The organism is Mesorhizobium sp. WSM4313 (genome assembly GCF_002294725.1).
Classification (GTDB): domain Bacteria; phylum Pseudomonadota; class Alphaproteobacteria; order Rhizobiales; family Rhizobiaceae; genus Mesorhizobium.
Window position 1 is genome coordinate 151,192 of the sequence record NZ_NSFT01000011.1, and the last position, 6,723, is coordinate 157,914.

6 protein-coding genes are annotated in these 6,723 nt (G+C 64.6%); 2 read left to right on the forward strand and 4 right to left on the reverse strand.

Annotated features, from left to right (window positions below; translation table 11 throughout):
- Positions 1 to 8: 8 nt before the first annotated feature.
- A complete protein-coding gene (locus CK219_RS22915; protein ID WP_095769036.1) occupies positions 9 to 875 on the reverse strand; it encodes an SDR family NAD(P)-dependent oxidoreductase in 867 nt (288 codons plus the stop codon).
- 171 nt (positions 876 to 1,046) lie between these two features.
- Between CK219_RS22915 and CK219_RS22920 the strand changes: the two genes are divergently transcribed.
- Positions 1,047 to 1,328 carry a hypothetical protein gene (locus CK219_RS22920; protein WP_095769037.1) on the forward strand — a complete coding sequence of 94 codons (282 nt, stop codon included), beginning with the start codon at positions 1,047 to 1,049 and terminating at the stop codon, positions 1,326 to 1,328.
- Between the two features lie 3 nt (positions 1,329 to 1,331).
- Here CK219_RS22920 and CK219_RS22925 read toward each other — a convergent pair whose 3' ends face one another.
- Positions 1,332 to 1,907 carry a TMEM175 family protein gene (locus tag CK219_RS22925; protein WP_095769021.1) on the reverse strand — a complete coding sequence of 192 codons (576 nt, stop codon included), beginning with the start codon at positions 1,905 to 1,907 and terminating at the stop codon, positions 1,332 to 1,334.
- Between the two features lie 137 nt (positions 1,908 to 2,044).
- Between CK219_RS22925 and CK219_RS22930 the strand changes: the two genes are divergently transcribed.
- Positions 2,045 to 3,253 carry an MFS transporter gene (locus CK219_RS22930; RefSeq protein WP_095769022.1) on the forward strand — a complete coding sequence of 403 codons (1,209 nt, stop codon included), beginning with the start codon at positions 2,045 to 2,047 and terminating at the stop codon, positions 3,251 to 3,253.
- A 31-nt stretch (positions 3,254 to 3,284) separates the two neighbouring features.
- Here CK219_RS22930 and CK219_RS22935 read toward each other — a convergent pair whose 3' ends face one another.
- Positions 3,285 to 4,757 carry an MATE family efflux transporter gene (locus CK219_RS22935; protein ID WP_095769038.1) on the reverse strand — a complete coding sequence of 491 codons (1,473 nt, stop codon included), beginning with the start codon at positions 4,755 to 4,757 and terminating at the stop codon, positions 3,285 to 3,287.
- 117 nt (positions 4,758 to 4,874) lie between these two features.
- Positions 4,875 to 6,347 carry an esterase-like activity of phytase family protein gene (locus CK219_RS22940; protein WP_095769023.1) on the reverse strand — a complete coding sequence of 491 codons (1,473 nt, stop codon included), beginning with the start codon at positions 6,345 to 6,347 and terminating at the stop codon, positions 4,875 to 4,877.
- Between the last annotated feature and the right edge of the window lie 376 nt (positions 6,348 to 6,723).

The window sequence follows — 6,723 nt, forward strand, 5'->3', positions numbered from 1 at the left end:
CAGGGCCGTCAGCGGTTCATGAAGGCCGCGAAGGCATCCTTGTGATCGGGATGCCAGCGCGACAGGGCAGGGCGGTTCTCGATGATGTCTCCCATCGCCCAGGCCATTCGCTTTTCGTCGATCGGCCGCGTCACTTCGTTGTCCGGGCAGAGTATGTAGAAGTCGTCCTCCATCAGCGATGTCAGCATGAAGTCGATCACCTGTTCGCCGGTCCAGGCGCCGGCGGGCTTTTCCGTCGCGCCTTCGGTCAGGCCGGTATAGGTGAAGCCCGGGATCAGCAGATGCGCCGACACCTTGGCTCCCGGCTCGTTGCGCAGCGCATGCGCCAGTCCTTCGGTAAAGGTCTTCACGCCGGCCTTGGAGACGTTGTAGGCGAGATTGCCGGGCGGCGTGGTGATGCCCTGCTTGGACCCGGTGTTGATGATCAGGCCCGGCTTTCCGGCGGCGAGCATGCGCGGCGCGAAGGCTTCGACGCCATGCACGACGCCCCAGAAATTGATGTCCAGCAGCCGCTTCCAGGCGTCGCGGTTCTCCCACGGCTTGCCCGGATTGTTGCCGACGCCGGCATTGTTCATCAGCACCGACACCGCACCGAAGGCACCGTAAGCGAGCTCCGCGAGCCGGTCGACGTCTTCCGCCCTGGAGACATCGGTCGGGATCGGGAGGACGGCATCCTCGCCGCCGATCGCGGCGACCGCCTGCTTCGCCTGGTCGAGGCGCATGCCGCCGATGTCGGCAAGCACCACCTTCATGCCCATTGCCACGAACCGTTTTGCGGCGGCAAGGCCGATGCCGCTGGCGCCGCCGGTGATGACGGCGACATTGCCGGAGGCGAAGGCGGGCAGGGCGGTCTGGATCTGGGCGTCGCTGGTCATGAGTTCCATCCTTGTTCGGGTCCGGCCGAACTTAACGCCAGGCGCCGCCGGGGCAAGGCCGGTTCGTCCGGTGATTACGGCAATAGCCGCAACGGGTTGACGGCGAAGGCCGCAACGGGTTGACCATCGCAGCGCACGCCGCGCATGTTGTCCAAAAAAGGAGTTCGGCATTTGACCGACTGGATCGGAATCCTGAAGGAGCAAACCGTCAACGGCGACCAGATGAGCCGCGAGGTGCCGAAGATGCTCGCCAATCCCGACATCAGCGAGACGCAGGTGAAGACGCTGTTTGCGGCGCTGGAGAAGCAGGCGGATTTCGCCGAGAAGCTAACGCTGGCGCTGGAGAAATTCGGCCATGACTTTCCGATCATCAAGGCGGCCGAGAGGCTGGAGGAGCGCTATGCCGACCTTGCCGCTTCGGCGGCGGAAAAGCTGAAAACCATGCGGAAGTAAGCGTTATTTCTCTACCAACCGTTCGAAGCGCTTGTCCGGCACAAACCAGATGGTCGCTACAAGCACATAGATCGCCACGCTGATCCACTGGTTGAGGAAGCTGAGCAGGACTGCGGCGATATAGAGCGCCAGCGAGATCTTGCCTTTGTTGTCACGGCCGACGGCCTTGGCGAAGGTCGTGTCGGCGCCGTGCAGATGGCGCAGCTTGAGGACCAGGATGGTGTAGGCGACGGCGCAAAGCGCGAGGTCGATGCCATAGACGGCGACCGGCACGGGCGCGAAGTGGTTCTCTCCCATGAACGCGGTGGTCACCGGCATCAGCGACAGCCAGAACAAAAGGTTCAGGTTGGCCCACAGCACGCGTCCATCGACCCGCTGCACGGTGTGGAACATGTTGTGCAGGTTGTTCCAGTAGATGCCGACATTGATGAAGGACAGCACATAGCAGAAGAAGACCGGCCACAGCCGCAGAAGCGCTGAGAAATCTTCGCCATGCGGCACTTTCAGCTCCAGCACCATGATGGTGATGATGATGGCGACGACGCCATCGGTGAATGCCTCGACCCGTCCCTTGCCCATGGTTCCTCCTCGTCGGCCGACAAAAGCTACGCGAGGATTTCGCACAAGACCATCCTGTCAGGATTGTCAGGAGGACGTTCGGTGGCTGGAACAGCGCCATTATATAGGCGTTGGGCTTGCAACCCCCGGAGGTTGCCATGACCAGCTACGCTCAAACCATGACGCGTGACAATGAGCTTGGCGGCGGCGCCGCAATGGCCGTCGTCGCCGCCATGATCGCAGCGCTTTTTGCCGGCAGCACCGCGCTGACGCCGCTTTATGTGATCTACAAGCAGGCCTTCGGCTTCTCGCAGGTCACGCTGACGCTGGTTTACGCCGTCTATGTGGTCGGCAATCTGGCGGCGTTGCTGTTTTTCGGCCGCCTGTCGGATGTCGTCGGCCGCCGCCCCGCCGCGCTAGCGGCGATGGGCGTTGCCGTGGTCAGCGCGTTGTTTTTCCTCTTCGCCGAAAACCTCGCCTGGCTCGACATCGCCCGTATTCTCAGCGGGCTCGGCATCGGTGTCGGCGCGGGGGCGGGCACCGCCTGGCTGGCCGAGCTGATCGAGGGCAAGGACAAGTCACGCGCCGCCGTCATCGCCACCAGCACCAACTTTGTCGGCCTCGGGGCCGGCGCGCTCATGTCGGGGCTGCTCGCCCAATATGCGCCCTGGCCGCTCAGGCTGACATTCGCCGTCTATCTCGTCCTGCTTGCGCTGGTGACACTGCTGATCTGGCGCACGCGGGAAACCGTCTCCAGGCCCGGACGGTTCTCCGACGTCTCGCTGAGGCCGCGGCTTTCGGTGCCGGACAACATCCGCGCGCAATTCGTGGCGCCGGCGGTGACCGGCTTCGGCGCCATGGCACTGGTCGGCTTCTACGCGGCGCTGGCGCCCAGCATCCTGGCGCAGCAGCTGCATGTGACCAATCATGCCGAAGCCGGCGGGCTTTTCTTCGAGCTGTCGATTGTGGCGGCCATCACCATCGTCGCCACCACATGGCTCTCCAGCCGCTCCACCATGCTTGCCGCGCTGGTGCTGATGATCCCGACCGTGGCGCTGATCGTGGCGGCGCAGGTCTATGCCTCGATGGTCCTGATGATCATTGCGACGGCGGTCTGCGGCGTGGCGGCGGCGCTCGGCTATCGCGGCGGCCTGCAAGTGGTGAATCAGATCGCGCCCGCCGACCGCCGTGCCGAGGTGGTCTCGGCCTTCTTCATCTGTTGCTTCTGCGGCAACGCGCTGCCGGTGATCGGCATCGGCATCCTGTCGAGCTTGGCGAACGCAACCATCGCAAGCCTGGCCTTTGCCGGCATGATCGTCGTCTTCTCGCTGGTGGCGCTTGGCTTCGGCGCCAAATACGCGCGGTAGCGGATTTTCACGTTTCCTGTCGTCGCGGATTTTAGCCGTTCGGCGTCTCCGGCAGGAGCTGCGCGCGCTGGCGCGGCACGCCGAGGCCCGTGTCGGGCGGCTCGCCCGCGGCCGGCCGGTCCTCGATCATGTGCATCGTGCGCCAGCGGCCGAAGCGGTAATAGGCGGCGGCGAGCGCCAGCGAGGCGATCGAACCTGCCGGAAAGCTCCACCACAGAGCCTCCTGGCCGATGACGCTGCGCATGGAATAGGCAAAGCCGGTGCGAATGATCAACACCGAGATGATCAGGACGATCAGCGGCGGCATGACAGCGCCGGTGGCGCGCACCGTGGCGAACAGCACGATCGTGACGCCGAACAGGATGAACGACCAGGACGCCACCTTGTTGATGTGGGCGGCGATGTCGATCGCGGCGCTGTCGGTGCTGAGGAAGAGGCTGAGCACTGCGCGGTCGAAAACGAAAAGCAGCGCCACCAGCGCGCCGGTCAGCACCAGGTTAAAGCCGACGCCCGACGCCGCGACCCTGCCGATGCGGTCCCAGCGCCCGGCGCCGACATTCTGCGCCGCCATCGAGGAGACGGCGGCGCCGATCGCCAGAGCCGGCATCTGGATGTAGGTCCAGAGCTGCGCGGCGATGCCGTAAGCGGCGGCGACCTGGGAGCCGTAGGAATTGACGATACCCATCACGGTGAGCGCGGCGGCCGAGATGACGATCATCTGCAGCCCCATCGGAATGCCCTTGAAGACGACGATGCGCAGCAATTTCGGATCGGGCCGCAGCAGCGAGAGATCTCTGCCCGCCAGCCGCAGCGGGTGTTTGCGCACATAAAGCACGATCAGGATGGCAATCACGCTCACCGTCTGGCCTATGAGCGTCGACGTTGCCGAACCGGCAATGCCGAGCTCGGGGAAGGGGCCGATGCCGCGGATCAGCAGCGGATTGAGCACGACGTCGAGCACGACCGCCAGCGCCATGAAGACGAACGGCGTGCGCGAATCGCCGGCGCCGCGCAGCACGGTCATGACAAAGGACAAAAGGTTCATCATCGGCACCGCGACGAAGATGATGCGCAAATAGGCGCGCGCCAAAGGCAAGGCATCGGCCGGCGTGCCGAGCCCGGTCAGGATGACGTCGACCCAGATCCAGCCGCAGACGGCGAACACGACCGAGACGAGGAAGAAGAAGGTGGCGCTGGTGCCGACAATGCGCTTCGCCTCGGGGAGGTCGCGGGCGCCGACGGACTGCGCCACCAGAATGGTCGCCGCCATGCCGATGCCGAAGACGGTGCCGAGGATGAGGAACAGCACCAGATTGGCGTTGGAGGTCGCCGTCAGCGCCGCCTCGCCGAGGAAGCGGCCGACCCAGACCGCGTTGATCGAGCCGTTGAGCGACTGCAGCACGTTGGAGCCCAGCACCGGCAGGGCGAACAAAAGCAGCGTGCGCGGAATTGGGCCGCTGGTCAGGTCGTGAGTCCGCCGGCGGGTGGGCTGTTTGTCATCCATGTTGTTATCCATGGTGGTGGGGCCGAAACTGAATCAGGCCCGCGATGCTATCGCAGGCCTGATTCTCATGCATCCCTTCAGAAAGCGTCGGCTGCCGGGGCAGCCGACCGCCTCCCATTACTGAGTGGTGTTTCCAGAAAGGCCGGGGAGTGTGACCTGATAGACCAGGAAGGTGGTGTCGACATCGGCGCCGTCCTCGGCTTTGTACGAAGCGCCGACCTGGAAGCCGTCCTGGGTGAGGAAGTCGTTGTCGTTGGCGACGAACAGGAAATAGTCGTCGGGCAGCTTCGGATCGAGCACCGGCGCCAGCGACATCGCCTCCCACTTCTCCGAGAGGTTGTCCCTGTCGTTCGGCGCGCCATTGTGCAGGCCGAAACGGCCGAGCTCGCCCTTGTCGTTGATGTCGATGAACGGCGTCAGCTTGGCCGGCGTCACCGACGCATCGAGCATGCCCTTCGGCGCGACCGGCTTGTCGGCGGCGTCGAACGGGCCGTTGGCGATATCGGTGGCGGCGGAGAGGTCGACGATCTCGATCTTGCGGTAGAGCGACTCGTCGCCCTTAACGCCCTGGCCGTTGCCTGAGTCGCGCGCCAGCATCAGAAAGCTCTTGTCGGAGAGTGCGACGATCTCGCTCTGAGCGGCCACCTTGGTCTTGCCCTTGGCATCCTTGAATACCGGCAGCGGCACGACATATTCATGCGCCAGTTTGAGATGGGCGAGATCGGAAGCGTCGTAAACCAGCGCGCGGGTGTTCTGGCGGGTCGAGCCGGAATCGCCGCCGTCCTGGCGGGGCGCCGACTGCAGCACGGCGATCAGGAACCTGCCGTCCGGCGTCATCGACATGCCTTCGAGGCCCTGGTTGTTCTGGCGGCCGGTTTCGGGATCCTTCGGATCGGGCTCGGCAGCGCCCGGACCCGGGTTGTCGGACGCGAAGTTCGGCTTGCCGTGGCGCATCGGCACCAGCGCCGCGGGCGGTTGGGTCGCCGACATCAGACGGCCTTCGGCCGAAAAGCGGTAGATGTTGGGACCATATTCGTCTGAGATGAACATCGTGCCGTCCGGCAGCCGCACGATCGCTTCGTCATCGAGCGCCAGCTTGCCATTGGCCTCAGGCAGCATCGGCATGTCGCCGGCGGCGGCGCGCACGCCGTTCAACGGATCGAGGCCGGTGGCGTCGGCGCCCTTGTCGTCGGTCAGAAGCATCGTGTCGGCGAGCGTCGCCTTAACGCCCGACTGTTCCTGTCCGGCGGCGGGCGCCGCGCCAGGAGCGGTCGGGGCCAGCTCGACCGAGATGGTGTTGAGGCGCGGGCGATAATCTGTGGTTCCGACGACATTGTAGCCGCGGTCCGGCAGCAGCCAGAGCGAACCCTTGTAGGCGGCCCCTTCACGCGTCCAGGATTTGGTGTCGATCGCCATGCCGGAACCTGAACCGAAGGTCTCGCCGAACTTATCCTTCTGGTTGGCCGGAATGCGGCCGATGCCGACGAGTCCCTTGTTGACGTAAGCGACGCCGTCGGCGAGCGCCGGGGTCAGGGAAGTGAACAAGGCAAGTGCCGCGCCGAGCGCGACGGTTCGGTTGAGATGTTTCATCGATATCCCCTTCTTGACGAGCAGAGCGGCCTGGAAGGAACGCGCATCGGCGATGCGGCGAGCCGGTCCCGTCGAGCGGTCTAGGACGTGAACGTGATGGTTGCATGACAGTTTCCTTCTCCCCTTGTGGGAGAAGGTGGATCGGCGCGTAGCGCCGAGACGGATGAGGGGTGCTCCAGCGGAGTGAGACGCTGGTGCCGTCTGGAGCACCCCTCATCCGTCGCCTTCGGCGACACCTTCTCCCACAAGGGGCCTGTTGCGCAGTTAGCGAGAACAGGCTCGCAGAGGGGTTTTGACCGCGAAGTGTGTTGTGCTTGGTGGGCGATTTGGCCTTGGGGTTGAGTTTGATGGTGGCGGTGCGGCCCCTAGGCCGGTA

Bases quoted from the DNA above. Each gene is read 5' to 3' on its own strand.
- CK219_RS22935 (WP_095769038.1), bottom strand. From the start codon at position 4,757: ATGGATGACAAACAGCCCACCCGCCGGCGGACTCACGACCTGACCAGC.
- CK219_RS22925 (WP_095769021.1), bottom strand. From the start codon at position 1,907: ATGGGCAAGGGACGGGTCGAGGCATTCACCGATGGCGTCGTCGCCATC.
- CK219_RS22915 (WP_095769036.1), bottom strand. From the start codon at position 875: ATGACCAGCGACGCCCAGATCCAGACCGCCCTGCCCGCCTTCGCCTCC.
- CK219_RS22940 (WP_095769023.1), bottom strand. From the start codon at position 6,347: ATGAAACATCTCAACCGAACCGTCGCGCTCGGCGCGGCACTTGCCTTG.
- CK219_RS22930 (WP_095769022.1), top strand. From the start codon at position 2,045: ATGACCAGCTACGCTCAAACCATGACGCGTGACAATGAGCTTGGCGGC.